Below are 26,283 nucleotides of genomic sequence, written 5' to 3'. Positions count from 1 at the left end.
TAATGGCGAAATACGTATTATTACTTGTAATTCTAATCTTGCTAGGTAATAACTTATTCTTACCTAGCAATTTATTCACTTATAATAAAAAATATTTTTTAATTGAGAGACCATTTATTGATGTCAATTTCATTGTTTTTATATATTTTATTGATATACAAAGAAATATTATTTCTAATGTAAGGATTTTTTTCTTCAGGATACATTAGCCATGCTTTTTTCAAATAGGGTAATAACTCGTTATTAATATAATTTGAGCTAGAAAGAGCTTGAATAGCACTCAAACTAATCTCTGCATTGTTTGAGATAGCTAAATCAAAAAATGCTGAAATCTTATCTTTTAAATCAATATCATGAGAAGCTGCATAAATTGCACTTCTGACTATTTCTACATTTTGATGTGTGAAGAAGGGTTGAAAATCCTCAACTAAAACCGCGTTCAGCTCTTCTAATGTATAGCCAATAAAGCGCAATGTATTCTCATTCTCAGTTTTTTTAAGAATAGGGAAAAGGCTATCTTTAAATAAAATATATTGATCTTTATATTTAAAATAAATAATTGGAATAACAATATCTATTTTCTGATTCAGTGGATCGGCTAATACACCTTGAATATGAGGCAATACTTGTTCTTTAAAATAGGTTGCTAACACGTTTAATGAGGCTTTGTATAACTCAATATACTCTGTTTTTAGCTGTTGCTCTAAAAAATATAGACTATTAATTGTTAAATTAGGAAGTCTTGTTAAGGCATTGATAGCATCTGTTTTTTTAGTAATATTATTATTTTCGGCAAATGTGATAAGTATTTCTTCATTACCGCCCATACGATGGCCAAACCAACTGGTATCATAGCCTAAAATTACTTCATCTAACCAACGTTCATACCATTGTGTAAAAGAAGTTTCATAGGAAAAAGTGTAGGGAGTATCTGAATTTACCCAGTCTGATGTGTATAAAATATGGCCTTTATAATCACCATTTATCACTAACAAAAGATCGTATTCACAACCACATGTCCCTAAATAAAGTGTACCCTGATGAATCCTATCATAAATATTATCAAATTCTGTATCACTACAATCATCAGGTACATGGCATAGTGCTTTCCATTCATCAATATCCATTTTAGGACTCAATAAACAGGGTAATGCACAATTTTGTATACCATTTCTATCTATTGCTTCATCAAAAGCGTAGAGACCATAATAGGGGCCTGCGCCACCATAAGAGCCTGTACCACCGTTGCCAATTTGAGTTACAAAGGCGATATAATCTTCAGGAAATTCACAGCCTGCTTTTACTTGTAGTTGGTTAACGTTCTCTATTGATAGTGGAGAATTTAGCTGATATTTATGATTATCAGCACCAAATTCCTTATATTCATGATCAATACTAACTACTAGTACCAATTTCTCACGGATACGTTCAATAAGATTATCTGCATATTTTTTATTTATTTGCTCCCATTGTTGCTGTGGTGTCAGTTCTTTATTTTTTTTAAAGATAGCTGAAATAAAACCCATAAATTAAAATCCCTATTGATGATATGGTTTAATCATAAAATGGTTCTTTAATAATCTTTTTTGGATAGTAAAAACCAAATATAAAAATATTATCTTACTGAATTTTCGCTATAAACCATTTTATCTTCAATAAGATAATAGTATTTTTCGTTAAATAGAAGGGGAGATAAAAAAAAGACCAACGCTAGGAGAGTTGGTCAATAAATACTAGAAGCAATGTGAGCAATGTCGTTGTGAATAACCAAGTAAAATACTCAACTACTCACAAGTTAAAAGATAATCATTATCATTTGATATGTCAACCCTATAAAAAATGTGGATATTATTTATTTACACAAAAAGTCAATAAAAGTGCTTATTTTACTGAATTTAAAGTGGAGATTTTATGAATACTAATAACCAAAAAATTTCTTATCTAACTTCTATTAAAAGGGTGATAGTATGAATAATATGGAGAGTTAACAAGGAACTTACGCTATGGCATATGATTTAACAAAGAGATTAGTCATAGGGCTTTCTTCTAGTGCATTATTCGATTTAGAAGAGTCAGATAATATATTTCGCACAGAAGGCGAAGAAGCTTATCGGCACTATCAACGAAAAATGCAAGATAACCCTCTTAATAAAGGTGTTGCATTTCCTTTTATTAGTCGGCTTTTAAAATTGAATAATATTCGACCGAATGATCCTTTAGTTGAAGTTATTTTATTGTCCAGAAATGATCCTGATACGGGATTAAGGGTGATGAATTCTATTGAACATTATGAATTAGGGATCACTCGAGCTGTATTTCTTCAAGGTAAATCACCACATATTTACATTCCAGCTTTCGATATTGAATTATTTTTATCTGCAGATCATGACGATGTTTTACAAGCAATTAAGGCAAATTATCCAGCAGGCCAAATATTAGCGGGTCATATTAATGACGATAGTGCAGATGAATTAAGAATCGCTTTCGACTTTGATGGTGTTATTGCTGATGATGAAGCTGAGATTATTTATAAAACTTCAGGTGAGTTATCTCACTTTCATCGTCATGAAGCTAAAATGGTTGATGTACCCCATAACTCAGGGCCATTAAAAAATTTCTTATTGCGTATTTCTGATATTCAAAAGCTTGAGTTAGAAAAAGTTAAACAAGACTCTAGTTATGTTCCATTACTTAAAATCTCCATTGTTACTGCACGAAATGCGCCGTCTCATAAGCGAGTTATTAATACCATGAGAGCGTGGGGAATTTCTGTTAATGAAGCCTTTTTTATGGGCGGAGTAGAGAAAGCGAATGTGCTAAAGATTTTAAAACCACATATATTCTTTGATGATCAAAAGTTACATTTAAAATCTTCGTCTGAACTTCCTTCTGTACATATCCCATTTGGTGTAGCGAACAAAGATATAGATAATAAATTATTATAATAAAAAATGTGTGTGATATTTATATCATACCTTCTTTTTTTATTTTGTCTAATATGGCCTTTAGTTGAAATATTCTATTTTTATTATTTTATTTGTTTTTTTTAAATAAAAATAAGAACAAAGTTGGATCTATTTTTATAGAAGTAGTATGGTGTTGAATGATTTATATATATTGTAAGTTAATAACTATTTATAGATATTTTACCTTAAGAGGTATCTAATTAATTAAAATTAAATAAGGAAAATGGAAGTGGATAATAATCATAGATTCTTTTCTGATGATGTATGCCCTAAAACAGCATTATATGGTCAATTTTATGGTGATAATCACTATGCTGGTCGAGATTATGAACGAAAAATATATAATGGAAATAAATTTCCAAAAACTAAAAAAGGTTTTTATTTTAAAAAATTGATGAATTTTAAATAATAAAAGTAACAAAAAAATAATATAAAATTATTTCAAATGAAAATATCAATATTATTTAATACGTGGTTGATTGATATTTGAAAATGAGTTGATGATTGCGTCACTCGAGAAATTTACTACATTGACAATTTACAGCGCAGTAAAAATAATTATTAATTTTTCTCAATACCAATAGGTTGATAACCTTGCCATAAAGGTTTGAAATGTTCACTTGCATTACTTGATATTAGATGAATGTAGTAATTACCGATTTTACTCAACAAAATGCAATCATCAACATCTTTTAAATTATTTTTATGTATTGCTGGCTATCGACTAAAAGCGTTAGGATGGCTTTTTCTTTGGCCTCATTTGGCGATTGTGCAACAAATAAATAGTTCAGCTAGGTTTGATGGGTGATAACTACCTACATTAACAAAATATAATTTATTGTTGCTCGTCTTATTGCTAAGACTAAGACTGATATCAAATCCATCAACCCAAGTAATTTCAGTATAACCATCAATATGTACTTTATCTTTGTCACCAAACCATACCTTTCTTAATGCAGGCCAAGTATCTATAGATTTTTATGATATAACACATTGAATATATTGGGTTTTTATGTTTAACTTACCACATTGCCGCCAACATAGGACATAAATAATTTCATTATTGCATCCATTTTTTGTGTTGCGATCGATGTATGATTTATTATGTAACCATATTAAGAGTAAGTATAAAAAATGAAGACGATTGATTTTATGAACTAAATTGTTTATTTTTACTCTAAACATTTGCTATTAATTTAAAATATTATTTGGAGTAGATATGAGATTACTTATGCTTTTGGGTATTTTTTTTATTTCTGCTTGCTCATCAACAGGAGCAATAGAATCTCAAGAAAGTAAAAGTCATAAAGAAGATCCATATTCTGATAGTACATTAAATAGTATTAAAGCTAATCAGAACATTTATATTGAGCAGCAACGTAGTAAAGGAAATTTTTAATCTATTAAAAATATGTTATTGAAAAACCACAACTTAATCATAATTAGAAAAAGCCTTTCTTATCGTAATAATAGTTACTCCACCTAAAAATATAATAAAGAAAATAAGGGAATAGAATATTAAAAAATGAGCATCTCTTTCTTTAAAGAAAATAATTATCATTATCAATAACAAAAACAGAGAGAGTAAAAAGAATTTTTTGTTATTATTAATCATGCAATATACGCAAGAAACAAAAATAGATACTAAGATAAAAGAAAAATAAGCTATAAGAAAAGCAACAAATTCCACACTGTTAAAAAAGTTAGAGGATAATTTTTCTTCATAAAATATCATTATCAGCACGATGGTGGCTGCTATAAAACTCATTAAAGTAAAGATTAAAATAACAAATTTATTAGTATGTAAAAATGATATTTTTTTAAAATAAATAACTTTTATAGAAATTTCTAAAGAAGATATAAATACGACAATACCGACAAAAAAAATAATAGAAGAAGAAACTAGCCAAATAATATTATTATAGCCAAATGTAAATATACTGAGATAGAGTGATATCGTCAAAGATAATAATGGAGATGTAAATGTAAACAATTTTTTATTTTTTTGTTTGTTATTCATATTCCTATCCATTATAAAAATAACAGGATATCAATTAAACATCGGCAATGATAACTGAGTGATTATATCACTTAGTCGATTACATTGATCACTAGCCCTACATTGTTTTTAAATACATGTGTAATTTTTACACTGATACTTACTTTAATTCGATATTATTGTTTTTTGCCCATTTTCTTAATCTTCCATTAGCATTGGCGTAAGGCGAAGATGTGTTAAATGAGATCATCCGGCCCATCGTCCATTTTGTGTACCATGGTTTGCCATACAAGACATCATCAGTTCGCTCATCAATAAGCTTCACAATTTCATTTTTCACAGTCTGAAGCTCAGATACTAACAAGTCATAATTTAACTCGCTATAATCGGAGTAAAATTTTTGAGCAAGAAGACCAAGTTGGTTCCATTTATAACCCGTATCTGGAAAATCGACAGGTAGGCCTTTGGCATCAGAAGTGATCCATTTTACAATAAGAGCATTCCATCCGAGCAAATAAGAAACAAGATTATGAACACTCATCTCTGTTCCTTTGGCGTGCCCATCCATTGAGTGTTCAGATGTCATTTCTGCTGGGATTGCATTTAAATAACTAATTAATTTATTGAAATTTTTATCAATAGCTAAAAGTAATTCAGCTTTTGTTTGTGGTACGCTCATAAGGAATTCCATCTCATTAAAATAGATAAACCATAAAGGTTGTGTCGTGTTTGAAAACAAATTAATTATGTACTATCCACCACAACAGGGGAAGGCTCTTTTATAAACAGTGTAAATGTTGGTTTTTGAATTTAATTAGAGCTCTATTTTTAAATAGTGGGCGATTGATTCTTATCACATTTAATTTTATTAGAGCTCCGCAATTGTGGAGCCGTTTTTGTTAACTAACTCACTTGTTTAATATGAAAGAGTATCTGATTCATCCAACGAGAAGAATGTACAGCTATTCAAAAATGTGGCTAATATAATAATGCTAAGTATGTGTATTATTTTTTCATATTGTCGCCTATTCCATTTTATGGAACTTACGAGGTTGATTAACATAATAAAAAGATTTTACTCTTCTTTAATCAAGGAAAGCTTCTCATATCATGCATTTCTTATTTCTTTCTTAAGTAATCATATCTATCGTTTAATTTATCTTTTTTAGTTAGCCTACAAGATCTTTTTTACATAATTAGTTAATAACTTAAGCAAAAATTATAGTATAGAAACCGGGCGAGAATTGAGCTTTAACCAGGGCAAACAAGATGGGGGTTTTACACCAGTTTTACACCAGTTTTACACCAAGCAAATTTCAGGCATAAAAAAACCAACCGTAAATGGTTGGTTTTCTTAAATATTGTTGGTCGGCATGATAGGATTTGAACCTACGACCCCCGACACCCCATGAAACCGATTTTAAATTACATAACGCATTGATTATAAATGCAAATAATGCTTTTATATGTAATTACATACAGTGCTAAATATACAAAATGTGCATTATAAGAATCAATGAGTTAGAGAGAGTTTTACCACTATATTTATGTACGTTAGTTCAAACTAGAATTGATATGTTTCGTAGGTAGGGTGTAGTTAAATATGAAGAGTTGAGCGAAAAAATAGATGTTATGAGTTATCTTACTGTTGATGGATAATTGCTAATAAAACTGTATATTTATTAATAAATATCAAGAGTGAATAGTATATAATTACGTGCTCATTGTAAAAAGTGCCCTCCATTAGAGGGCGATTGAATGTTGGTTTTTTATTCAAAATAGAATCACTTAACCTGCCCATCTTTGAATATCATTCGTTTATCTCCTGATGAGTAGTTCTGTACAATACCTAAGAGCTCTTTGGAGTAATCAATTATTGTTGTAGACACTATTGGCTCAGAGTATTGATAGTTTAACTTGTATCCTTTTATTTTTATTTTTAATTTTCCATCAGTAGACTCTAAATATGAATTACTTAGCTTCTCACTATATGTTCCAGCACCATACTTTATATCAGGTATTTTATTAGTCAGTGAATTTTCCAAGTCAAAAAGTGAAAATTTGGCGCCAGTTATTTCATTTAATATGAAAACTTTGTTATTACATATATCACTGAATTTATTTTTTATATCTTCAATATTAAGCCCTAACTGAGAGCCCAACCAAGAGGATTCGATTATAGGAAAAAATGAAGTAATTATTGGAGACGAGTGAGCAATGATATTTAAATTTATAATTTTTGTTAATGGTGTCCCATCAGGTGCAGTCCAGTCATCGTCAATTCCTTCTCTTATAATAAGAAGATCTATTTTATATTGTTCTGCCTTTTTTTGGGTTCCGCTCTGGTAGCCTGTTTTAGTAGCGTAGATGAGACGAAGACCTGGTATATCTTGTGTTTTACCAATAAATGCATCAATTTTGTCAATGGTCACTGTGGATGCATAGTCTTTGCATTCAATTACCGTCTTGTAATCATAACCACCGTAATTAAATTCCCAATACACATCAAACTGCCTTAAAATTCCGTTTCTGTCTTCTATTTTTTTGTTTACCTCCACTAATGTATTTTTTAAATGCGACATCCCCTCCGCATTTAACAAACTTTGTTGAATAGCTCCAACAAATTCCTCATATTCCTTTCCCGTGTTTTTTTTCATGCCAGCCTCTTACATTCTGTTTTCTGACTGTATTCATTAAATTTTTTTCAGGGTTACTCTGAATTAATGAAACATACAATAGTATATCTGTTAATACAGACTGAAAAGCTAATGTCCTTATCTGGTAAGAACAGCGTGTCAAATTAGAATTGGTTCAGCTGTATAAGACTAAATCTGCAATAATATAACTTATGCAATCTCACAATGTGGCACTTCAACCCATTGTACATGGTTTTCGGTGTAAATCTTTGTCGACTCTGCATCACTGTGAGCCATTCGAGCTTGAGGATCAAAACCACGTTGTTTAAACATAAAGGCCGCCAATGCTCTTATTTCATGAAAGGTTGGTCTTTCATCTAAAGGCAAATGACTGGTAACGCCCACTTGATCACGCAACGCTGAAAATGCACGGCTAAGGTAATCAGGTGCGACTTGTGTTGGATGATTAACTTCTTTACTCACTTTATTTGGGATACGAGTAGGCAGTCTATGCACAATATAAGGGCTTGCCACATTGTCACGGCTATTATCAATGATTTCTTTTAATGCCTTTCCTATAGGAATAGCAACGTGAGAAGCTTCTTTGTATTGTACTTTCTGCCTATGGATATAGATCATTCCATATATCCCATTTTTAGGCTCCTCATACCAAACACACCCACATATTCTTTCTTTAGGTGCTTTGATATTGTATTTTACTCGTGAGACTTCAAGCCTAGCCTGTGTTGTCTGTAATGCGAGATCCATTGCCGTTCTTAACCAAGGCTCTGCGGATGCTCGAATTTTAAGAAAGTCATCATAAGATAATCTTCTACGTTTTTTGCCGTCGACTCTTTTCATCTTTTTACGTTCTGCTGGATTATCGAACATAAGAGATTCGTCTATTGCATAACTGAAAATCTTCTTTAAAAAGCCTACTTTTCGATTTTGTACATTGGCAGAAGCTTCAGCATGGTATTCATTAATAAATCCATTAACGTGTTCGAGAGATATTTCATTTGATGGAATATCCTTAAAAAAGGATTTCACTCTTTCTAGGTCGTTAGTCCAGTCATTCAACGTGCTTTTAGATGGTTGCTCATCATTAATGATCCGAGAAAACAATTTATCTAAATGCTCAGAGAAGGGAAGGGCTTCACCATATTGCCCTCCTGAATCAACAATTAATGAATTTACAGAAACAGATTTTTCTGGTCGCATGATATTATTGTATTCTCTGGCTATTGCGATAGCTTTTGCTTTATCAGCACCAATACATTTTCTTAATCCATTAGTTAATGTAAGACGATATTGTTTGACTGATTTATCAAAATAAAGGAAGTCAGGTAAATGCCTAAATTCCTTTCTTCTTGGTCTACTGGCCATATCAAGAAGCCCTTATTAACTCATCAACACATGAAGAAATAACGGACTCGATACCCCAGCGCTCAGATGAATACACCCAAACAGAACAATCAACGATTTTGCCTTTTAATAAACCAGTTTCTACCCATTTTTTTATGGTTCTATTATCTGGAATAGAACCTATTTCAAATTCTCTTTTAGCCCATGCACTAGCTTTCATCAGTTTTCTGCTCATTTTGGTCTTGCCTCATCATCAATAAAATAAGCCGGTCTGCTGTATCGCAGGAGTGTTTGATTTCAGCTTCAGTACATGGTCTATTTCTTACACTGAACGCTAACCGACCTAATTTAATATCAAAACTTGTTAATAATTGAGAACCCGGTTCCCAAGGTGTTAATAATTTCATTGTGGTTATCCATTGGTTTTGAATAAACCACAATGTTAATAATAACGAAAAGTAAAAACTGATTATGCTTAATCAATTTTTTACCCGAATAATTCCCTCTACTGGATAGCACTCCGCAATTTTCCCTTTGGTAGCGAGTACCTCTTTATCAATTAAACAATTTTGTTCATCAGGATAAATGTAGCCATAGGGCTCGAACTGGCAATTCACTGAACTACATATTAAAAGGAATAAACCAAACATTACTGTTCCCCCCTTTGTTGTTCAGCGATGGTTTGCTGAAGTTCAATTTTCACGTGTGCTGGAAAATCGTATGAAACGTGGCAACGTCTATCTGTTGAAACAAAGCCATGTGTACCATCAGGTAATGTGATCTTTACGGCTTGGTCTTTTTGTTGAGAGTGTCTTAGCATTGGTCTTGCCTCTTCGTGACATGTCACACTAATGGATAATAGCGATATTTGTGGGATGCCCCAGTTGCAGTAATAATGCTTTTTGCATTGATGAAAGTGCCTGTTGTTCTTGCTCAGTGACATTTTCTGTTGATGCCGTAGACCATTCTATACTGCATTTATTTGTCGTTTCATCATGAGTGATGACAACTTCTAACTTCATGGCCATAACGTTTATCTCCTGATAATGCGCCCGATAAAGGGCGCTATTATGAATTAACGAACCATCAATGAGCGTTCACCAACTTCAAGATGTGCTCCGGGGATCTCAAGACCATGTTCAATCGCATCTTTGATGCCTTTTTTATCAGGCGCGGTGATTGTTTGAACATCAACCAATTCATCCGGTAACAAAGCTTCATTGTCGATAATGACTCGAACAACACCAGCTCTAGCTGTGAATGTATTTTTTGTTGTTTTTAATTTATCTAATCCTGAAGCTAATAAGCAGTTGAGAGCATATTTCTTTAGGTTTTTAGCCTGGTTTTCGAATGATTTTTTACGATCAGATAACCGTTTAGACTCCTCATCAAGTGTTTTAGCTTGACCTTCGATATTGCGAACGTGGTGCATAATTGCATCCAATTTATCACCTAGCTCGCCCTCGATACCTTCCAACGTATCTGCGATATCTTCAGGAGAGAATTCTCCTGTTTCAACGAGTTGTTGTAATTTTTCGTAATTAGTCGCCAGTGCGATAGCGGTAGTTTTGGTCATTAGATTGCCTCTTCTTTATGTTTCAGTTGGTCTAAACACTCTTTTTCGATTTGGTTTAATCGACGTAATCGACCAGATAAATATTTCTCGTAATCGTTATCACGACGTTCTTGAGCTAATTTGATATGTGCAGAAATTTCGCGCGTTAATGTGGATGCAATGCCTCGCAATTCATTCTCAGTAACAGCACTACGCATAACTTCCGTATGCTTAGTAAATTTCTCGTCTAACTCTTTACGAATACGAGTGATATCTTCAGCTTTTTCACTCGCATTTTTAATTTCAAATTCAAGCTTGTTACTTGCTAAATATTCAGGGTTATCGTGCATTCCCATAAAAACATCAGAGCTAAAGCCAAGCATTGACAGTGCTTTTTTGATTGCATCAGTCAGCGATTTTTTAATAACTTCGCCATCAACTTTAATGCCATATTGGGTTTGATAACGGTAAGGAGTAGCACCATAGCTTTCAAACTCACCACGGGTTTCACATTCGATGATGTACCAAAAGCGGATCTTAACTGAGTGGTTCTGTTCGCAGAATAACGAGCCATCACCATCACGTAAAAAACGGGTTGCAACTTGTTTATTACGCTCATCGAGAACAGGTTCTACAAGAGGCTTTCCATCAATAAATTTTTCTTCAAGAACTTCATAACCCCACCCTTCACCGACAGGGCCAAATATTTCAGTCGCGCGCATAAACATGTAGGTGCTGTTTATACTGGTTCCGATGAATCCCATGCCTTCTAATGGTTTAGTAAAGCGAGGGTCTGTACGCTGTACACGCTTCCAAATATTAAGATTATTTGCATCACCTAAATTAAGAACTTCATCAAGCACACTAGCTCGTTGTTCAAAATTATCGTGTTGTACTGATGGTGTTTCAGGTTCGTTAGGTTCTTCAGTTTGCTCGACCACTTGAGAAACCTCTGTTTTTGGAACTTCTTCTTGTTTTTTACGTGAACGCTTAGGTTTGGTTTCTTTTTCAACTGTATTTTCATTGGATGCAGAAGAGACATTATTTGTTTGATTAGACGCGATATGTTCTTCTTTTTCAGTGTTATTAGGTTTATTAATACCTAAATGCTGATCAATAAATTCTTTTCGTGCATTGGGATTATCTAATAGTTCAGACCGTTTTTTACTTTCAGTTATTAACGAGAAAATTTTCTCACGAGGTATCTCTAAGATGCCCGTTGTGGTGCGTAAATCCATTGACCAGCGTTTCCATGCTTTGTCGTCATCATCTATCAGTTCTTTAGCTTTCTTCACTTGAGAGGGAAGAACATTAGTAGGATCAAAATTATTTAATAACGCTAATGCGATTTCAGTATCTATGGTTGCATAGTTACGTTTGATAGAAGACGTTTCTTCCTGTTGCTTTGGTTCTTCTGTCAGCCAACTTTCACCTAATGACTTAGCCTCTTCAACGGTGACATCATCATTAGCAAACTCATAGATAGACTGTGCTATTTCCATTGTTTGTTCAGCATCCATCAAAGATAACTTTGTGATTTCGGCAAGACCTGTGGCGATATTGCAAATTTTTGGATTTTCTTTACTTTCATTGAGGTATTTCAATGCGTGCGACAATTCTTTATTAGTTATTAGCGTCTTACCAAATAATAATAAACTTGCGATACGAGGTTTTGTGGCCAGTTTTTTAAATTCTTTATATTCGATAGGTTTCCATTGAGTACCATCAAACTCATTTTCAATGGCAAATTTTTCATCGAAAGCATCTAAAGTAGGGCAAGAAGAACCGTCAATGTATTCACTCATTAAAGGCTCATCAGTATTAAAGTTATCCATTGATTCTGGATATACTTCAGATAATTTTACTACAGCCGTTGCTGTTGCCAGCTTTGTATTAGCAGTGCTTAACGCTATAGCCAGCGGTACAGCACCGTTGTTTGTACGAGCCTCGGTCGTAGGCTCAAATACACAGATAAAAGTTTTCATTGGTCTTGCCTCTTAATAAGGAATTTCTTCGTCAGTTTTAGAGATTGGCTTGCCTTCTAAGCAAAGTAACATTTGGATTTGATCTTCTAATAAGCTTGATTTCACTTGGGCATCAGCAAGAATTTTTTCTTGCTCATTACGTAGAAAATCAATTTCAGCATGGATGAGATCAGTTTGAGTAGGCTCTTTAAAAGGAACATCAATAGTGTGTTCTGCAATAACAAAACCTAGCCCAGTATTGGGATCTGCTTTAAATGCATAGGCATTATATTGGTAAGAACCATCGAACTGTTTTTGAGCGTGAATATAGAGTGTGACTGTTAGGCTTTCAGGTTGTGCTTTCATAGCAACTCCTTTAAAATAACGGTGATCAGTGATTTATCATTGGTCTTGCCTCTTCTAGCGTTTGGTCGCGCTAGTAGAACTTCCGGTTAGCTTTGGTCAGCGACCCGGGTAAAAGAGCCCACTTCGGTGGGTTTTTTTACGTCTAAAATTTGTTGCCCGTCTTTCCGAGCTGTCAGGTCTTGCCTTATAGCTGTGGTCGGTCACTAATTAAATTCCCTGGTACTGCTAAAAAATTTACCGTTATGTCGTGGTAATCATGACAGGTCACGATGAGAGCTGTAGTTCTCCTCCGGCATAACAGCAAAACTGAATTTGAACACTTACCTAAACACTTGCTGTGTTGTTTTGAATGGCTTTAATATTAGCATTGCTATTTTATGTGTCAATAGCAATGCTAATATTTAGGTGAAAAAAAACCACCTCATCAACGGTGGTTATATTTAACTCATTGTTATTTTACGCAAAATCAATCATTTTAATAGGAAGAGATCTTATTACCTTTCCAATAATTCGAAGATCATACATTTCTGATTCTTCGATATAAAATGTTTCATAAGCAGGATTATCTGATTTAACCGCTAGTTTTCTGCCTTTAACTCGTTGTAACCTTTTTATAAACAACGAGTTTTCGAAGCAAAAAATATAAACACCGTCGCCATCAAAAAACTCATTGTGGGTGTCAACAAAAACAACATCTCGGGGGTTAATAGCAGGGGACATGCTGTCGCCACTAATATTAATTATTTCAATTCCTTTTAAGCTTTTACGGCCAAATAACTCAAAAACTTTCTCTGGTGAAAACTCAATAGATTTAATTGTGTCAGGGAAATCGTTATTTATAAAGCCACCAGGGCCTGCCTTCGCGTATACATCCATTAGTTTTAATGTTGTATGTTCATCTTGAGTGGATGGCATTAGTTGTTTTGTATCTTCTTCTTTTCCTGTTTTTCTAACATAGTCTAATAAAGTTTTTAGTTCCGGATTAATATCCTCCGGATCAATTCTCAATAATGATGCAAACTTTAGAATAGTATCTGTATTTAAAGCTGTTCTACCGTTTAGATACTGGCTTACGGCGCCTTGAGTTGCAAATCCCATAATATCTGCAGCTTTTTCTTGGGTTAAGCCCAGAGATTCTCTTTTAGCTTCCCAAATATTTCGTAGGTTCTGAGCTGCAATTTTGTCTGATTCTGAAATTTTTCTATTCATAGTTATATTTTATTTGTATTGCTAATAATTTTCCAATAGCATTGCTATTGATTTATTAAATTAGCATTGCTAATATTCAGTTGTTAAATAACAGGAGAAAAACATGAAATTAGGTTTGTATTTAAAAAAACAAAAAATTAGCCAATCTGAATTTGGGAAAATGGTTGGAGTTACCCAAGGGTTTATTAGCCAAGTTATAGCTGGTAGCTACCTACCAAAAGGTAGAAAAGCTATTGAATGGTCAGCAAAAACTAATTGGTTAGTAACACCACATGATCTCAATCCAGTTGATTATCCTAACCCTTGGGATGGCTTACCAAAGGAGCATTCAGTATTACAGGTATCAAATTAAAAAACTGATTATGCATAATCAATTTTTTAGCGACAGGAGACGCAAAAATGAATTTTGATATCAATATTATCAGAGCTGAAGTTGAGAATTGGGCTGTAGAACAAGGGCAAGAGTATGTTGCTATTGAGATTAGCCGAGCTTACTTACGATTGGTTATTAATCAAGAACATGGTCGTTTACACGCAATTGAAGATCAATCGGGTAAAGCTGATTGGAAAGCAATCAACAATAACCGGCAACAAATATTTCGCTGGTTAAGGGGTGATTCTCGTGCATCTCAAAGAAAGATTGCTGAGTTAATGCCAGCGATAGAAATGGCACTACCAGCTTCAAGGTTAGCTCGAGTACGTGGAGACACCAAAAACTATTTAGCAACCGTAGCTATTCAGCGTTTTGCTGATGCTATGACTGAAATCTTATTAGAGGGTCGTGACATGTCACACCAAATAAACAATGTAGTACGTGCATTAAATGAGATATCACGCCCGACCAGCGTGCATTAATTCAAGAGGCAAGACCAATGATTAGATCAACTGAAAAAATTACATATCGTAACGGGTTTATGCTGAATGATAAGCCTGCCCACATATCAGAAATTAAAGATATCTTTGAGGGTAGACGTGTTATTGCGTTATTAGTTTGGGAACAGTATGAGAAGCAGAAACAAAAGTTACGCCTAAAAAAACTAACCGCTGAGCAGTATAAAAATGCTTGTTATGACATAGCTAAATCGTTGGGGGTGTGAAGTGAGAGCATCCGATTTGTTATTAGACTTTGGACGTCCAGTTGCTTATTTCCCCGGGCTAGTAAAACGCTTGGGTAGTGTAAATGCAGTAATATTTTTTAGCCAAATATTTTATTGGCAAGACAAAGCTGACTCTAAATTAGGTGTTTATAAAACATCAGAAGAAATTGAATCTGAGACGGGTTTAAGCTATCGAGAACAACTTACGGCCAGAAAGCATTTAGTTAGCAGAGGCATTTTGATTGAGACTAATAAACGCCTAGAACATAAAATTTATTATCTAATTGACTGTGAAAAATTAGATAGTGTCATGTCACAACCTATTGAAAATGCCCCAAATGCGCAAAGCGCAACTGGGGAAAGTCATAATAGTGATTTCGCGGAACAACAAAACGAACGACCGCGACAAGACAAAACAGACGGTGGCGGTGAAACAAATCCGCAGTTCGATCCTACAGAGATTACTACATATATTACTACAGATAATAAAACCCCTTCTTGTCCGGTTGCTTCACAACCAGACAAAAATGCGAGTGACCAATTATTTATTACTCGTCACCCTGAGGCTGTTGTATTCAGCGCTAAAAAACGGCAATGGGGTACTGCAGATGATTTGTTATGTGCTCAATGGATTTTCAAAAGAGTGATGGAGCTTTACGATAACGCATCTGAATCAGATAGTGATATTGATCCACCTAAAGAACCTAATTGGGCGTTATGGGCCAACGAGGTGCGATTGATGCGAACAATTGATGGTCGAACTCATAGACAAATATGCAAGTTGTTTAATAGGGTAAATAAAGATCCTTTTTGGTGCAAAAATGTACTTAGTCCAAGCACACTTAGAAAACAGTGGGATAAGCTTGTACTAAAATTTGCTGAAATTTCTCATGATGAAAACTGCACATCGGATCAAGTTCATTGGAATAGCCCTGAAGCATGGGGGAATACCCTATGAAAAATTTAATTTCAGCGATTGAAACTAGAGATGGCCAGAGATTATCCGAGTTGGCTCAACCACAAAATAAACCTACAAGTATTAATGCGTATGCGGAAAAACTGGTTGATATGCTATTTGATAATTTAGTACAAATTTTCCCAGCTTCAAAACATACCGTATTTTCAAATAGAGATGATATTTCAGCGACTAAACGCCAATGGGTACTCGCATTTATTGAAAATAAAATAACATCTGTTGAGCAATTAAAAGCCGGGATGAGTATTGCCAGACAGCAGGAATCAGATTTTTGGCCATCCTGTGGAAAATTTATTGGTTGGTGCCGTGAAGGAATGATGCAATCAATGGGTTTGCCTTCAGTCTGTGAAGTGATGAATGAAATGAAGCGTTATAGCAACATGGAGTGGCGATATCCATCGATTGAGTCGTTCCCGTGGAGTTCAGATATTATGTATTTAATTGTGCCTGAGGCGAGATCGCGAATGACGCAATATAATTTACCCGATAAAGATGTTAGGGATTTCATAAGAAAGCAGTTAATTATTTATTATCAGCAAATACAAGACGGGCGAGTGATACCACCGATTAGGCCATTAATTGGTCGAAATCAAAGAGGAATTTCTACATCAGAATTAATCGATAAAGATGGTAAATATCGACTGATAGGGCAGCAAGCATTAAAGAAAATTAGGGCGAAAATTTATCTTATATCGAGGTAAATGATGAATTATTGGCTGAATTTATTATATGTAATTGATATCTAAATCAAATAAAAGTGATGAAAAATGAAATGTAAACCGATGTCGAAAGAACTTGTTTTGTTGGATGTTGAAAAAATTAATGGCTACTTATGCGCTGTTGAGTCACTGAATAGGGAGCCAAATGTTGCCCCTGACTATGAGTGCACTTATGTGGAAGAAAAAGCGACGTTACTTAGCTCGCTTCAGTCAGTAATTATTCCTCATAGCGATGAACACCCCATTGAGCATTGGAATGTTTCGTTAGAGCAAATCAGTGAAAACGATATGATTAAAATAGTGGAAGAATGGTTTTTTCAGCTTGGTATTGCTACAAAGCATCCGGATTTACTAAAGAATTTAGTCGTTGGTTTTAGAGATTTAATTCAGCCATACACTATAGGTTCTTCAATATACAGAGTGAATATGATCCCGCCAGTTTGGTACGCAATACGCTGGGATAATTTTGTGATTCATTCCAAGCATGGTTACCTTTTATTTGAATTTAACTTTAGTGATTAAATTGTTTGTGAGCAGTTGTACTACTAATAGAGGCAAGACCAATGGCAAAAACAGTAGCAGAACGCAAATCAGAACAACGTAAACGGCAGAAAGAATTAGGTGTAACCAAAATTGAATTACTTGTAGATAATCAAGAATTGGAAATGTTAAAGCGTAATTGTGTATTACGCATGCCTGGTCGAGAACCGTATGACGTTGTTGAATACTTACAGATGCTTATTCGTAAAGATGATGCTGAGTATAAAAGGCAAGCTGAGATGTTATCTAAGCAAAAGTGTAAACGCTGTGGTGAGCAATTACCTGTTCAACAATGCTGTTTGTCTGGCGATTCACAATGTTGGGTAACCAAAGGATATAATGAGATAAAATTGAGTATATAAATAGATCAAGAGTATTGGTTGTCAAATATCAATATATCCGAAGTTTTCTAGTTGACAAAAACAAGAAAATACGAAAATATATATCTGACATTTCACAAAATAGGATTTAATACGAATGGAAGATAGAAGCCTTGCCCCTTGTTGGGATATCCAACCATATTTAGAACAAAAACCAGTTATGGACTTACTAAAATCTATTGTTGGTGTACTTATGGAGGTTCCTAAACATGAGCATAGATTAGATTGTCGCTTGATTACTGGATCACGTGAGTATATCTGGGTAAGAGAGCATATTAAAATAACAGCTAAAGAAGGCACCATACCTGAATTGAAAATGGTGTCTGGAAGACTTGATTTTGTTTTTTCGATTAATATGGTTCCTATCCAGTTCTCGAAAGACTGTATTTTTGCACCAAAGAAAAAGCATCGATTAGTGAGAAACAAAGCTGAATCGAAACAATTAACGTTATTTGGCGGTAATGATTTAGAAGCGGAGCATGATTTAATATGGCGAATACTTGCTGAGCCGTATTTTATTGAGGAGGCTGATGAGTTTCCTCAATGGGATGTGGCTTTAGTAGGCATTAACCAAAATGGTTCTAGCGTAAGTGAAATTAGATATTATGAAACTGTTTCCGTTCCGTTGATGGATAGTTCTGATGCGAGACCTGATGCCGCTGATATTGATGATGCTCCATTGAAACGCCGTAACACAACAGATGAAACTGTGAAAAAAGATGGAACTGTTTGATTTTAAATCAGGCTATAGAGGGGATAAATTACGTCTTGCTAGGATGGCGAGGGGGTTGTCGTGTGAAGAGTTAGCGACCGCTTTAGGTAAAAGTAAACAATATATTAGCAAATTAGAGAAAGGATTTAAACCATCAGAAGAGCTAACTGATGAGATTGCAAGGCATTTGAATATATTGCCTAATTTTCTATTTAGTGAGCGTAGCTACCCAATAGAAGATGAACAATGTCATTTTAGAAGTAAAAAATCGAGAACTAAAACTTTAACTAATAGCATATTAGCAAGGGCTGAAATCTTGAGTTCTTTATTATCTGCTCTTGAAGATGAAATTGAATATCCTGAACTAAATATTCCGGATATTTCAGATCGAGCAATGAGTACATTAGATGATATTGAACGAATAGCTGAGAGTTGTCGTCGCTATTGGGGTATTGGTTTAGGACCAATAACATCTATGGTTAAATTCGTTGAGAATTTAGGCATTATTATCGCACATGTGTCCGATGTTGATGACAGAGTTGATGCTTTTACTGTAAATAGTAAGAGGCCAATAATAATTCGTAACGATGCTAAAAGTTCTGTATGTCGATTTAGATCCGATATTGGACATGAATTGGGTCATATTGTTTTACACGATGGAATTATTACTGGAGATAACTTAACTGAGAGTCAAGCAAATCAGTTTTCTAGTGCTTTTATGGTTCCAAGAGTTTCTTTCATGAAAGAATTTCCTAAAATGAAAGGGCGTTATTTAGATTGGAGTGCTTTAGTTGAGTTTAAATTACGCTGGAGAGTAAGCCTAAGAATGATAATTTATAGAGCTTCAGCTTTAGGGGTAATTACAAAAGACCAAGCAAGACAAGGATATATGTATCTTAATACAAAAGGATATACTGCAATTGAGCCTGGGGATAATTCTATCCAAGTTGAAGAACCAACGTTACTTACTAGAAGTATTGAAATGTTAGACGACCTATCATGGAATAACATTCTTGTTAAAACAGGGATTACAAGAGAGTTAGTACGAGAATTGTTTTGTGTTAATAAACCAATTAGTGATAAAACTTCTTTTATTTATTCGGTTAGCTAATTCCTATATAATCATACCATTGGCCTGAACACCCAATCCTAAATATTTGCTGTGTCAACTGAGAGTCAAGTATGGCACAGCATAGCTTTATCAAAATGTCTAACGATACTCTTGTACCGGCTAACCCTGTTACGAGAGATTTTCTGCATTCAAAAATCAAGTGTGGTGATGTGCTTTCAGCGAATTTTAAGAAAGCTCGTAACCCTCGATTCCATCGTAAATACTTCGCATTACTTAATTTAGGCTATGAATATTGGGAGCCGGTTGGCGGTACAATTTCACCTGAAGAAAAAGAATTAGTGCGTGGTTACGTCACATTCCTTTCATATCACACGGATAATGCTGACGCGCTTTTATTCGCATCTGATATCTATCTTGAAGAAGTTGCACAAAATCGTGCGCAAAATATCTCAGCAACAAAGTCATTTGATGCTTTTCGTTATTGGGTCATAGAGCAAGCCGGTTATTACGATACGTTTGAAATGCCAGACGGTAGTTTGCGTCGTGTCGCTAAATCAATCAGCTTTGCAAATATGGACGACTTAGCATTTAGTGAACTCTACAAAGCCACACTCGATGTGCTGTGGAATTTTATCCTTCGCAAGCAATTCCCTACTCAAAAAGCTGTAGAAAATACAGTATCTCAATTATTAAGTTTCACATAGAGGCAAGACCAATGATCAAATCAAAGACCAAAGAAGAAAGACAGTGGCTATCAGATGTAGCAGAACTGGGGTGTATTTGTTGTCGCAATATGGGGTTTGGAGCCAGTTTAGCGGAAATTCATCATGTTAGAACGGGGCAGGGAATGGCACAACGGGCTAGTCATACGGATGTTTTACCACTGTGTCCTCCACATCATAGAGCGTGTTACGAAACCGGCTTTCACGCTTCGCCTAAATCGTGGCAAGAAATTCATGGTACCGAGATTGAGTTATTGGAACAGACTAAGCAAGAAGTAATGGAGTTACGAGCATGTCGAGTATAAAGAGTATATCTGATGGGTTAAAACTTGATGATGATCAAGTCGCATGGATTCAGCCTTGGTTATCAAAATTTGGAGCATGGGTTTATTCAGGGAGGATAGAAAAAAGGCAAAGCAGTATTATCGCTGAATTTATGGCGACAGTAGAAAGGCGCGATTATCCCGAGCGAGAAATGTGTAATGATGATGATGGTATGTTGATCGCTAAAGTGGTCGATAAAATTTATCACATAGACAGAATAGCCTTTACGCTCTTATTACTGCGGTATGCCTTTGGTAGTTCAGATCGCGCTATTGCTCGTTATTATCACCATATCGTGAAACCGCGCCAAATGATTAGACGCAATAGAACGGTAGAATATAGAAAACCCTCTATGTCTACATGCAGAAGAGAAATTGAGGACATAATTAGTTCAGCTGAATATTTAATTTACCCATATTTAAAAGATGCATTTAAAAAACGTGAAAAAGAGTGGAAAAGTAAAAATAATAGCAAGAACGTGTTGACTTCTTTGAGCCAATGAACCACTATTTAAGTATAAGTTGCCGTTTTTATACAGTGACCAACTAACCCAGCCTAAGCGCTGGGTTTTTTTGTATCTAAAACAGATAAGGCTTGCTGTTTCCTTTGTTCAGAGTTACATGTGTATTCACGACCAATAACTGACCAAAGGTATTAAAATATCATGTTAAAACATAGTGATATGACAGAAGAGGCAAGACTTGTTTTTGAAGTTGTTCCGCACACGATGGAAGTTACAGCTGGCGAAGTTGCACAATTTACTTATTTAACTGAGCCACGTTGTCAATTGATATTAACGCAGTTGGCGATGGCGGGACTAATCAAAGAAAACATCAAAGAAAACACATTTCAAAATATCTAATACTGTGAAAATGGGCGACAGTGAGGATGCTACTAACATCCCCGCTGTCATTTGCCCGTTCTGGTAGATCACGGACAAACTAAAGCCCACTGCTTATGTGCACAAAGCATTGTGAGCTTATCAAAAAAGGTTCTCCTGATCTATGAAAAATACTGTGAATTTAAACAGTGTGAATTTAGTCAATGATGACTCACTCAGCTATATAAAAACACTTCCAGACAACTGTATTGATTTAATTGCAACTGACCCGCCATACTTTCAAGTAAAGGCGTGTGGTTGGGATAATCAGTGGGAAAATGTCACCGCGTATTTATCTTGGCTTGATGAAATGCTTGCTGAATTTTGGCGAGTATTAAAGCCTAATGGCAGTATTTATATATTTTGTGGTTCAAAACTAGCGTCAGATACAGAATTGCTCGTCCGTGAAAGATTTAATATTCTAAGTCACATTGTATGGGCTAAACCATCAGGGCCTTGGCGTAGGGCATGTAAAGCTGATTTACGCAGTTTTTTCCCAAGCACTGAAAGAATTTTATTTGCTGAACATTATCAAAGCCCATACAAGGGCAAAAGTAGTGCTTATCTTCAGCAATGCAAGGCGCTTAAAGAAAACGTATTTAAGCCTTTAATTGAGTATTTTAAATCTGCACGTGAATCATTAGGAATAACAGCAAAAGAAATAAAACAGACAACAGGTAAGCATATGGCTTCACACTGGTTTAGTTATAGCCAATGGCAACTACCTAGTGAGTCTGATTACAAAAAACTGCAGGAGCTGTTTCAGCGTGTAGCAAGTGAAAAGTTTAGTAGTAATCCTTTAAATCGTGATCATGCTGATTTGATAGAGGTTCAGGCTTCTCTTAGTCGAGAATACCAGGAGCTTGCTGAACAATATCAATTATTACGTCGTCCTTTTTCTGTCACCGTTGATGTTCCTTACACCGATGTGTGGACGTATCCACCTGTGCAATATTACGCAGGTAAACACCCTTGTGAAAAACCAGCAGAAATGATGGAACACATTATTCGCTCAAGCAGTCGCGAAGGTGATCTGGTTGCTGATTTCTTTATGGGATCAGGTGCAACACTAAAGTCCGCATTAAAGTTAAATCGTCGAGTTCTTGGGGTTGAACTTGAGAAAGAGCGATTTGAACAAACCAGACTGGAAATAGAACAGTTTAGATTACGAAAGTAATTATGACTAAGTCCGACTTTTATTAACTAATAAGCCCCAAGCTAAGGGGGAGGTATGAAGAAAATGCCATATAAAGACCCCAATAACTATAACTGGCTTGTGGGCATACTTATCAGCGTCATGACTTTGTTAGGCACTGCAGCTAGTTGTGCATATAAAGCGCTGAATGGGGAGCATATAAGTTGGGGGGTATTTTTCTTTCAAGTTATCGTCTCTATTTTTGCTGGTGCAATGGTGTATCTAGCATCTAGCTATTATGAGTGGGTTCCAGAATTAGCTGGTGGTATTGCTGGTTTAGCCGGTTGGTCTGGAGCTGAGTTAATTAAAACATTAGAAAAGCGGTTTTTAAGGAAGGTTAGTGGTGAGTAAATTTGTATTTAGTACGCGTAGTGAAAAGAACATGCAGGGTGTTCATCCTGATTTAATCAAAGTAACTCGACGAGCACTAGAATTAAGCGATGTCGATTTTATGGTTATCGAAGGTAAGCGAACGGAAGCTCGTCAACGACAATTAGTGAAAAATGGCGCTAGCCAGACAATGAACAGCCGCCACTTAACTGGCCATGCAGTTGACTGCGCACCGCTGGTTAATCGTGAAATCCCATGGAAAGATTGGTCGAAATTCAAATTAGTTGCTGATGCAATGCTTCAAGCTGCAAAAGAGCTAGGCGTTGACCTTGAGTGGGGCGGCAACTGGATAAGCTTTAAAGACGGCCCGCACTTCCAATTAACACATAAGTCATATCCGGCTTAATGCGTATTGGGGTTTGTAATGAAATTCGATAAATCATTTTGGCTATTCATTATGGTTGTTGGCCTAGGCTGGTGGGTTGTTACTGTTCACGATGATAATAAGCTGCTGAAAAAAGATAATGACAGGCTTCAAGTCGATAATGACAAACAAAGCAAGTTGATTGCTGAACAGTCATTCGAATTCAACCGTATCAATCAAATAACGGGTACTGCTTATCGAAACGGCATTGTCTCTAAAGCAGAATCACAGGAGAAAATCATTGAATACAGAACGATTCTTAAGAAAGAGCCAACTTGTGATCTTATTGTTCCTCAGCCTTTTACTGATGGGATGCTCTACGACACATACCGTTTACGAGCCAGCACCTTGTCCGGCGATCCCAAGCGGATTGACACAACAGGTGTTGGTTTCACTTCCTCCCGACAATTAACTTATTGTCAGGCTATTGAATGGATACCTTATTTATTAGCGGATCTCAAGCAGGCAAATATTCAACTCGATGCGTTAGAACAAATTAGAAAAGGACAATCAAAGTAATGTCATAGAGCGGTGTTGTTGCTGGCCTGTGTGTTAGTTGAGACCTGCTACCTCTAAGCAGATAGTGTATATAGAGAATAAAAAATAACAAATTAGAGTATTAGTGGCATTTTATGTAGATTTGACTGGAAGAATATTCTAAATGGCCATTTTACAAATATATTAGTAGGTGTGATAAGATGGTGAAATTAATTATATCTAGAGGAAAGCAGCTTTGATTTCACCTAAATGGATCACGTCATTATTCGGGCAGGCCAATCAAACTGGGGAGAAATCAACAATTATACACCCCTTGTTATGGGTTATTGGTATATTGATTTCAGCGTTAATTGCGGAGGTTTATTTCAAGGCTGACAATTTACTGAAGGTCGGCACATTTATCTTGCTACTAGCTATCTTGGTATTCCTGATGGTAGTTTACTGGCATTGTTTGACTAATAACCCAGATTACTTAAGAAGTGAAAAGTGGTCAATACAAAAAATGGCAATAGAAAAACAGGTAGTTGGTGACAGCTATACTGGTGAACACATTGAAAACCAGCATATAAACCTAACAAATAGTGAGAAGGATTATGGTAACCCAAAAGTCCTAAACATAACATCCTCTAATGATGGTAATAAAGACGCAGCGGAGGATAAAAAGTAATGAAAAAGAAATTTATAATAGGATTAAATTCTACTACAGAACAGCAAATAGATGAAATAAAAAAATTTGTTAAATCAAACGGTTTTGGGTGGTGGAGCTGGTTAAATAATTTCTGGCTGTTAACATCAAGTAAGGAAGATATGAGTGCCAGTTTTTTGAGGGATAAGTTACAAGAGATTTGTCCTGGTACTAGGATGCTGGTTATAGAAATGAATAAAGATGGAGATACATGGTCAGGTTTTGGACCTAATTCTGAAAATAAAGATATGTTCAAATGGATGAATGAGGAATGGGGAGAGGATTTTGACTAGCGCTAATTAACTTTAGTTGATGGGCGCTGCGTGTCAAAAATAAAAAACATCCAGAGTTTGGAGCAAGATAAAACGAAGTAATAGTATGAATACGCTATCATAATAGATGTTTTATTAAGCTTTTAATGTGAATAAAGTGTAATCGCACACTAAAAATCGGAGCCTCTCTAAATATGTGTGGGGATAGCCAATCACAAAGCCTACTTTCGAGTGGGCTTTTTAATAGGCAAAGGAGATAAACACAATGGCAAAACCGGATTGGGGGATGCTACAACAACAGTTCCTCGCCGAACATGCTATAACAGGAATATCCCCTAAAGAGTGGTGTGAACTAAAGGAACTGAACTACTCAACAGCCCGACGATATATCAAAATATCCAGTGCGCAGAATGCGCAAAAAACTGCGCACAAGAAATTGCGCACTGCGCAGAAAAAAGAATGCGCAAAAGAGCCAATGCGCAATAGTGATATACCAACTGCGCATAGTAATGAATCCAGTAATGCGCACGATGATGAAAACACGTTTAGTCTGCGCAATTACGGGCTAACTGAACAACAGGTTAAATTTGTTAGTGAATACCTCATCGACTTAAATCGAACGGGAGCATATAAGCGAGCTGGCTATAAAGGCGAAGGAAATACAGCTTATGTCAATGCTACTCGCATGCTAAGAAATGCTAAGGTTTCACGAGCAATCACTGACGCATTAGCAGAACGGGAACGCAGAACAGAGATAACCCAAGACGCTGTATTAAAAATGTGGTGGGATATTGCAACAGCAGACGTTAACGAGCTGACTGAATACCGTCGATTATGTTGTCGTCATTGCTGGGGCTTTGGTTTCAATTATCAGTGGTGTGACTCAATAGAATTTGAAGATGCTACTAAAAAAGCAGTCGTAGCAAAGAAACCTCCTCCACAAGATGTGGGTGGCTATGGTTACGATGAAACATTAGATCCAAATCCTGATTGTCCGCGCTGTAACGGTGCTGGTGTTGGTCGTGCGCATTTTCATGATACGCGTGATTTAACAGGGCCAGCTCGTCGAGTATTTGCGGGAGTGAAAGAAGGTAAGTTTGGTGTTGAGGTTATCACTCGTAATCAAGATGAAGCGCTTAAGATGGTTGCACAGCATTTAGGTATGCTGAAGAACAAGACGGAATTAACTGGTGCCGATGGTGGGCCTATTCAAACAACAGGAATAGATTTAAGTCACCTTAGTTTCGAGCAACTACTTCAATTGAGAAAAAAGGGTGAAAAGTAGCTCTATTTAACATAATGGTTCTAATGCGCCCCTTCACTTTTGAACTCAACTAAAAACACAACCTAAACCGCTAAAAGTAACAATTTTCTTTCTGTTTAATCTCTTTTTTATT

36 protein-coding genes are annotated in these 26,283 nt (G+C 35.4%); 23 read left to right on the top strand and 13 right to left on the bottom strand.

Translation table 11 applies throughout. The features are described 5' to 3' along the window. Positions 1-98 precede the first annotated feature (98 nt). The gene (locus tag INT39_RS03775; RefSeq protein ID WP_193014259.1) at positions 99-1,526 is read right to left on the bottom strand and encodes an SMI1/KNR4 family protein; all 1,428 of its coding nucleotides are present in this window, start codon (positions 1,524-1,526) and stop codon (positions 99-101) included. 477 nt (positions 1,527-2,003) lie between these two features. Here INT39_RS03775 and INT39_RS03770 point away from each other — a divergent pair, with 477 nt between their 5' ends. Next, positions 2,004-2,945, top strand: a complete 942-nt coding sequence (locus INT39_RS03770; protein WP_193014260.1) for a 5'-nucleotidase — start codon at positions 2,004-2,006, stop codon at positions 2,943-2,945. Positions 2,946-3,195: 250 nt separating this feature from the next. Next, on the top strand, positions 3,196-3,375 hold the full coding sequence (locus INT39_RS03765) for a hypothetical protein (RefSeq protein WP_115351004.1): 180 nt from the start codon (positions 3,196-3,198) through the stop codon (positions 3,373-3,375). A 347-nt stretch (positions 3,376-3,722) separates the two neighbouring features. On the opposite strand, the gene INT39_RS22945 is transcribed toward INT39_RS03765, so the two are convergent. After that, positions 3,723-3,938 carry a DUF1543 domain-containing protein gene (locus INT39_RS22945; RefSeq protein ID WP_413468899.1) on the bottom strand — a complete coding sequence of 72 codons (216 nt, stop codon included), beginning with the start codon at positions 3,936-3,938 and terminating at the stop codon, positions 3,723-3,725. Between the two features lie 247 nt (positions 3,939-4,185). On the opposite strand from INT39_RS22945, the gene INT39_RS03755 reads away from it, so the two are divergent. After that, positions 4,186-4,365, top strand: coding sequence for a hypothetical protein (locus INT39_RS03755; protein WP_193014261.1), 180 nt, complete (start codon positions 4,186-4,188; stop codon positions 4,363-4,365). A 33-nt stretch (positions 4,366-4,398) separates the two neighbouring features. On the opposite strand, the gene INT39_RS03750 is transcribed toward INT39_RS03755, so the two are convergent. The 11 genes from INT39_RS03750 to INT39_RS03700 all read right to left on the bottom strand — a co-directional run bounded on the left by INT39_RS03750 (position 4,399) and on the right by INT39_RS03700 (position 14,060). Next, positions 4,399-4,986 carry a hypothetical protein gene (locus INT39_RS03750; protein WP_193014262.1) on the bottom strand — a complete coding sequence of 196 codons (588 nt, stop codon included), beginning with the start codon at positions 4,984-4,986 and terminating at the stop codon, positions 4,399-4,401. A 139-nt stretch (positions 4,987-5,125) separates the two neighbouring features. Next, positions 5,126-5,644 carry a ClbS/DfsB family four-helix bundle protein gene (locus tag INT39_RS03745; RefSeq protein WP_193014263.1) on the bottom strand — a complete coding sequence of 173 codons (519 nt, stop codon included), beginning with the start codon at positions 5,642-5,644 and terminating at the stop codon, positions 5,126-5,128. Positions 5,645-6,749: 1,105 nt separating this feature from the next. Continuing rightward, entirely contained in the window at positions 6,750-7,622 is an 873-nt protein-coding gene (locus tag INT39_RS03740; RefSeq protein WP_193014264.1) for a hypothetical protein, read from the bottom strand. Between the two features lie 189 nt (positions 7,623-7,811). Further along, positions 7,812-8,987: a tyrosine-type recombinase/integrase gene (locus INT39_RS03735; protein ID WP_193014265.1), complete on the bottom strand. Its 1,176-nt coding sequence runs from the start codon at positions 8,985-8,987 to the stop codon at positions 7,812-7,814. A gap of 1 nt (position 8,988) precedes the next feature. After that, positions 8,989-9,186, bottom strand: coding sequence for a hypothetical protein (locus INT39_RS03730; protein ID WP_226888981.1), 198 nt, complete (start codon positions 9,184-9,186; stop codon positions 8,989-8,991). Further along, entirely contained in the window at positions 9,176-9,373 is a 198-nt protein-coding gene (locus INT39_RS03725; protein ID WP_193014267.1) for a hypothetical protein, read from the bottom strand. The genes INT39_RS03730 and INT39_RS03725 overlap by 11 nt, the downstream gene beginning before the upstream one ends. Before the next feature lie 441 nt (positions 9,374-9,814). Beyond that, complete coding sequence (locus INT39_RS03720) at positions 9,815-9,994, bottom strand: hypothetical protein (RefSeq protein ID WP_006533555.1); 180 nt, start codon at positions 9,992-9,994, stop codon at positions 9,815-9,817. Positions 9,995-10,041: 47 nt separating this feature from the next. Continuing rightward, positions 10,042-10,542: a siphovirus Gp157 family protein gene (locus INT39_RS03715; RefSeq protein WP_193014269.1), complete on the bottom strand. Its 501-nt coding sequence runs from the start codon at positions 10,540-10,542 to the stop codon at positions 10,042-10,044. Further along, positions 10,542-12,506 (bottom strand): hypothetical protein, encoded by a 1,965-nt coding sequence (locus tag INT39_RS03710; RefSeq protein WP_193014270.1) that lies wholly within the window; start codon positions 12,504-12,506, stop codon positions 10,542-10,544. Before INT39_RS03710 ends, INT39_RS03715 begins: the two co-directional genes overlap by 1 nt. Before the next feature lie 12 nt (positions 12,507-12,518). Then, positions 12,519-12,851 (bottom strand): hypothetical protein, encoded by a 333-nt coding sequence (locus INT39_RS03705; protein ID WP_193014271.1) that lies wholly within the window; start codon positions 12,849-12,851, stop codon positions 12,519-12,521. A 456-nt stretch (positions 12,852-13,307) separates the two neighbouring features. Then, positions 13,308-14,060, bottom strand: coding sequence for a S24 family peptidase (locus INT39_RS03700; RefSeq protein ID WP_193014272.1), 753 nt, complete (start codon positions 14,058-14,060; stop codon positions 13,308-13,310). 103 nt (positions 14,061-14,163) lie between these two features. On the opposite strand from INT39_RS03700, the gene INT39_RS03695 reads away from it, so the two are divergent. The 20 genes from INT39_RS03695 to INT39_RS03600 all read left to right on the top strand — a co-directional run bounded on the left by INT39_RS03695 (position 14,164) and on the right by INT39_RS03600 (position 26,171). Next, positions 14,164-14,412, top strand: coding sequence for a helix-turn-helix domain-containing protein (locus tag INT39_RS03695; RefSeq protein ID WP_006533548.1), 249 nt, complete (start codon positions 14,164-14,166; stop codon positions 14,410-14,412). Between the two features lie 47 nt (positions 14,413-14,459). Then, positions 14,460-14,915 (top strand): toxin YdaT family protein, encoded by a 456-nt coding sequence (locus INT39_RS03690; RefSeq protein WP_193014273.1) that lies wholly within the window; start codon positions 14,460-14,462, stop codon positions 14,913-14,915. A 17-nt stretch (positions 14,916-14,932) separates the two neighbouring features. After that, positions 14,933-15,157, top strand: coding sequence for a hypothetical protein (locus INT39_RS03685; protein WP_193014274.1), 225 nt, complete (start codon positions 14,933-14,935; stop codon positions 15,155-15,157). A gap of 1 nt (position 15,158) precedes the next feature. Next, positions 15,159-16,115 (top strand): hypothetical protein, encoded by a 957-nt coding sequence (locus INT39_RS03680; protein WP_193014275.1) that lies wholly within the window; start codon positions 15,159-15,161, stop codon positions 16,113-16,115. Then, entirely contained in the window at positions 16,112-16,834 is a 723-nt protein-coding gene (locus tag INT39_RS03675; RefSeq protein WP_193014276.1) for a replication protein P, read from the top strand. Before INT39_RS03680 ends, INT39_RS03675 begins: the two co-directional genes overlap by 4 nt. 81 nt (positions 16,835-16,915) lie before the next feature. Then, positions 16,916-17,374 carry a hypothetical protein gene (locus INT39_RS03670; RefSeq protein ID WP_193014277.1) on the top strand — a complete coding sequence of 153 codons (459 nt, stop codon included), beginning with the start codon at positions 16,916-16,918 and terminating at the stop codon, positions 17,372-17,374. Positions 17,375-17,415: 41 nt separating this feature from the next. Further along, complete coding sequence (locus tag INT39_RS03665; protein WP_193014278.1) at positions 17,416-17,754, top strand: hypothetical protein; 339 nt, start codon at positions 17,416-17,418, stop codon at positions 17,752-17,754. Between the two features lie 115 nt (positions 17,755-17,869). Then, positions 17,870-18,505 carry a hypothetical protein gene (locus INT39_RS03660; RefSeq protein WP_193014279.1) on the top strand — a complete coding sequence of 212 codons (636 nt, stop codon included), beginning with the start codon at positions 17,870-17,872 and terminating at the stop codon, positions 18,503-18,505. After that, a complete protein-coding gene (locus tag INT39_RS03655) occupies positions 18,492-19,595 on the top strand; it encodes an ImmA/IrrE family metallo-endopeptidase (RefSeq protein WP_193014280.1) in 1,104 nt (367 codons plus the stop codon). Before INT39_RS03660 ends, INT39_RS03655 begins: the two co-directional genes overlap by 14 nt. A gap of 71 nt (positions 19,596-19,666) precedes the next feature. Then, entirely contained in the window at positions 19,667-20,260 is a 594-nt protein-coding gene (locus INT39_RS03650; RefSeq protein WP_193014281.1) for a DUF1367 family protein, read from the top strand. 11 nt (positions 20,261-20,271) lie between these two features. Beyond that, on the top strand, positions 20,272-20,583 hold the full coding sequence (locus INT39_RS22940; protein WP_036908156.1) for a Ref family recombination enhancement nuclease: 312 nt from the start codon (positions 20,272-20,274) through the stop codon (positions 20,581-20,583). Next, a complete protein-coding gene (locus tag INT39_RS03640) occupies positions 20,571-21,104 on the top strand; it encodes an antiterminator Q family protein (RefSeq protein WP_193014282.1) in 534 nt (177 codons plus the stop codon). The genes INT39_RS22940 and INT39_RS03640 overlap by 13 nt, the downstream gene beginning before the upstream one ends. A gap of 162 nt (positions 21,105-21,266) precedes the next feature. Beyond that, on the top strand, positions 21,267-21,464 hold the full coding sequence (locus INT39_RS03635) for a TrmB family transcriptional regulator (protein WP_087726619.1): 198 nt from the start codon (positions 21,267-21,269) through the stop codon (positions 21,462-21,464). Positions 21,465-21,606: 142 nt separating this feature from the next. Next, positions 21,607-22,659, top strand: a complete 1,053-nt coding sequence (locus INT39_RS03630; RefSeq protein WP_193014283.1) for a DNA-methyltransferase — start codon at positions 21,607-21,609, stop codon at positions 22,657-22,659. 54 nt (positions 22,660-22,713) lie between these two features. Continuing rightward, a complete protein-coding gene (locus INT39_RS03625; RefSeq protein ID WP_226944487.1) occupies positions 22,714-23,028 on the top strand; it encodes a phage holin family protein in 315 nt (104 codons plus the stop codon). After that, positions 23,021-23,413 (top strand): M15 family metallopeptidase, encoded by a 393-nt coding sequence (locus tag INT39_RS22775; protein ID WP_193014284.1) that lies wholly within the window; start codon positions 23,021-23,023, stop codon positions 23,411-23,413. Before INT39_RS03625 ends, INT39_RS22775 begins: the two co-directional genes overlap by 8 nt. 18 nt (positions 23,414-23,431) lie before the next feature. Beyond that, complete coding sequence (locus INT39_RS03615) at positions 23,432-23,950, top strand: hypothetical protein (RefSeq protein ID WP_193014285.1); 519 nt, start codon at positions 23,432-23,434, stop codon at positions 23,948-23,950. 214 nt (positions 23,951-24,164) lie between these two features. Then, positions 24,165-24,596 (top strand): hypothetical protein, encoded by a 432-nt coding sequence (locus INT39_RS03610; protein ID WP_193014286.1) that lies wholly within the window; start codon positions 24,165-24,167, stop codon positions 24,594-24,596. Next, positions 24,596-24,907, top strand: coding sequence for a hypothetical protein (locus INT39_RS03605; RefSeq protein ID WP_193014287.1), 312 nt, complete (start codon positions 24,596-24,598; stop codon positions 24,905-24,907). Before INT39_RS03610 ends, INT39_RS03605 begins: the two co-directional genes overlap by 1 nt. A gap of 244 nt (positions 24,908-25,151) precedes the next feature. After that, a complete protein-coding gene (locus INT39_RS03600) occupies positions 25,152-26,171 on the top strand; it encodes a terminase small subunit (protein WP_193014288.1) in 1,020 nt (339 codons plus the stop codon). Positions 26,172-26,283: the final 112 nt, after the last annotated feature.

The sequence above is a fragment of the Pseudomonas sp. FME51 genome, from assembly GCF_014897305.1.
This window is presented reverse-complemented; position numbering and strand designations above follow the sequence as displayed.

What these genes read in the sequence shown, in the direction of transcription:
- INT39_RS03735 (WP_193014265.1), bottom strand. Translation starts at nt 8,987, where the DNA reads ATGGCCAGTAGACCAAGAAGAAAGGAATTTAGGCATTTACCTGACTTC.
- INT39_RS03695 (WP_006533548.1), top strand. Translation starts at nt 14,164, where the DNA reads ATGAAATTAGGTTTGTATTTAAAAAAACAAAAAATTAGCCAATCTGAA.
- INT39_RS03630 (WP_193014283.1), top strand. Translation starts at nt 21,607, where the DNA reads ATGAAAAATACTGTGAATTTAAACAGTGTGAATTTAGTCAATGATGAC.
- INT39_RS03750 (WP_193014262.1), bottom strand. Translation starts at nt 4,986, where the DNA reads ATGAATAACAAACAAAAAAATAAAAAATTGTTTACATTTACATCTCCA.
- INT39_RS03605 (WP_193014287.1), top strand. Translation starts at nt 24,596, where the DNA reads ATGAAAAAGAAATTTATAATAGGATTAAATTCTACTACAGAACAGCAA.
- INT39_RS03775 (WP_193014259.1), bottom strand. Translation starts at nt 1,526, where the DNA reads ATGGGTTTTATTTCAGCTATCTTTAAAAAAAATAAAGAACTGACACCA.
- INT39_RS03700 (WP_193014272.1), bottom strand. Translation starts at nt 14,060, where the DNA reads ATGAATAGAAAAATTTCAGAATCAGACAAAATTGCAGCTCAGAACCTA.
- INT39_RS03625 (WP_226944487.1), top strand. Translation starts at nt 22,714, where the DNA reads ATGAAGAAAATGCCATATAAAGACCCCAATAACTATAACTGGCTTGTG.
- INT39_RS03770 (WP_193014260.1), top strand. Translation starts at nt 2,004, where the DNA reads ATGGCATATGATTTAACAAAGAGATTAGTCATAGGGCTTTCTTCTAGT.
- INT39_RS03710 (WP_193014270.1), bottom strand. Translation starts at nt 12,506, where the DNA reads ATGAAAACTTTTATCTGTGTATTTGAGCCTACGACCGAGGCTCGTACA.
- INT39_RS03615 (WP_193014285.1), top strand. Translation starts at nt 23,432, where the DNA reads ATGAAATTCGATAAATCATTTTGGCTATTCATTATGGTTGTTGGCCTA.
- INT39_RS03600 (WP_193014288.1), top strand. Translation starts at nt 25,152, where the DNA reads ATGGCAAAACCGGATTGGGGGATGCTACAACAACAGTTCCTCGCCGAA.
- INT39_RS03660 (WP_193014279.1), top strand. Translation starts at nt 17,870, where the DNA reads ATGGAAGATAGAAGCCTTGCCCCTTGTTGGGATATCCAACCATATTTA.
- INT39_RS03705 (WP_193014271.1), bottom strand. Translation starts at nt 12,851, where the DNA reads ATGAAAGCACAACCTGAAAGCCTAACAGTCACACTCTATATTCACGCT.
- INT39_RS03685 (WP_193014274.1), top strand. Translation starts at nt 14,933, where the DNA reads ATGATTAGATCAACTGAAAAAATTACATATCGTAACGGGTTTATGCTG.
- INT39_RS03635 (WP_087726619.1), top strand. Translation starts at nt 21,267, where the DNA reads ATGTTAAAACATAGTGATATGACAGAAGAGGCAAGACTTGTTTTTGAA.
- INT39_RS03755 (WP_193014261.1), top strand. Translation starts at nt 4,186, where the DNA reads ATGAGATTACTTATGCTTTTGGGTATTTTTTTTATTTCTGCTTGCTCA.
- INT39_RS03690 (WP_193014273.1), top strand. Translation starts at nt 14,460, where the DNA reads ATGAATTTTGATATCAATATTATCAGAGCTGAAGTTGAGAATTGGGCT.
- INT39_RS03670 (WP_193014277.1), top strand. Translation starts at nt 16,916, where the DNA reads ATGTCGAAAGAACTTGTTTTGTTGGATGTTGAAAAAATTAATGGCTAC.
- INT39_RS03715 (WP_193014269.1), bottom strand. Translation starts at nt 10,542, where the DNA reads ATGACCAAAACTACCGCTATCGCACTGGCGACTAATTACGAAAAATTA.
- INT39_RS03745 (WP_193014263.1), bottom strand. Translation starts at nt 5,644, where the DNA reads ATGAGCGTACCACAAACAAAAGCTGAATTACTTTTAGCTATTGATAAA.
- INT39_RS03665 (WP_193014278.1), top strand. Translation starts at nt 17,416, where the DNA reads ATGGCAAAAACAGTAGCAGAACGCAAATCAGAACAACGTAAACGGCAG.
- INT39_RS03730 (WP_226888981.1), bottom strand. Translation starts at nt 9,186, where the DNA reads ATGAAAGCTAGTGCATGGGCTAAAAGAGAATTTGAAATAGGTTCTATT.
- INT39_RS03720 (WP_006533555.1), bottom strand. Translation starts at nt 9,994, where the DNA reads ATGGCCATGAAGTTAGAAGTTGTCATCACTCATGATGAAACGACAAAT.
- INT39_RS03740 (WP_193014264.1), bottom strand. Translation starts at nt 7,622, where the DNA reads ATGAAAAAAAACACGGGAAAGGAATATGAGGAATTTGTTGGAGCTATT.
- INT39_RS03675 (WP_193014276.1), top strand. Translation starts at nt 16,112, where the DNA reads ATGAAAAATTTAATTTCAGCGATTGAAACTAGAGATGGCCAGAGATTA.
- INT39_RS03725 (WP_193014267.1), bottom strand. Translation starts at nt 9,373, where the DNA reads ATGAAATTATTAACACCTTGGGAACCGGGTTCTCAATTATTAACAAGT.
- INT39_RS03655 (WP_193014280.1), top strand. Translation starts at nt 18,492, where the DNA reads ATGGAACTGTTTGATTTTAAATCAGGCTATAGAGGGGATAAATTACGT.
- INT39_RS22940 (WP_036908156.1), top strand. Translation starts at nt 20,272, where the DNA reads ATGATCAAATCAAAGACCAAAGAAGAAAGACAGTGGCTATCAGATGTA.
- INT39_RS03650 (WP_193014281.1), top strand. Translation starts at nt 19,667, where the DNA reads ATGGCACAGCATAGCTTTATCAAAATGTCTAACGATACTCTTGTACCG.
- INT39_RS03640 (WP_193014282.1), top strand. Translation starts at nt 20,571, where the DNA reads ATGTCGAGTATAAAGAGTATATCTGATGGGTTAAAACTTGATGATGAT.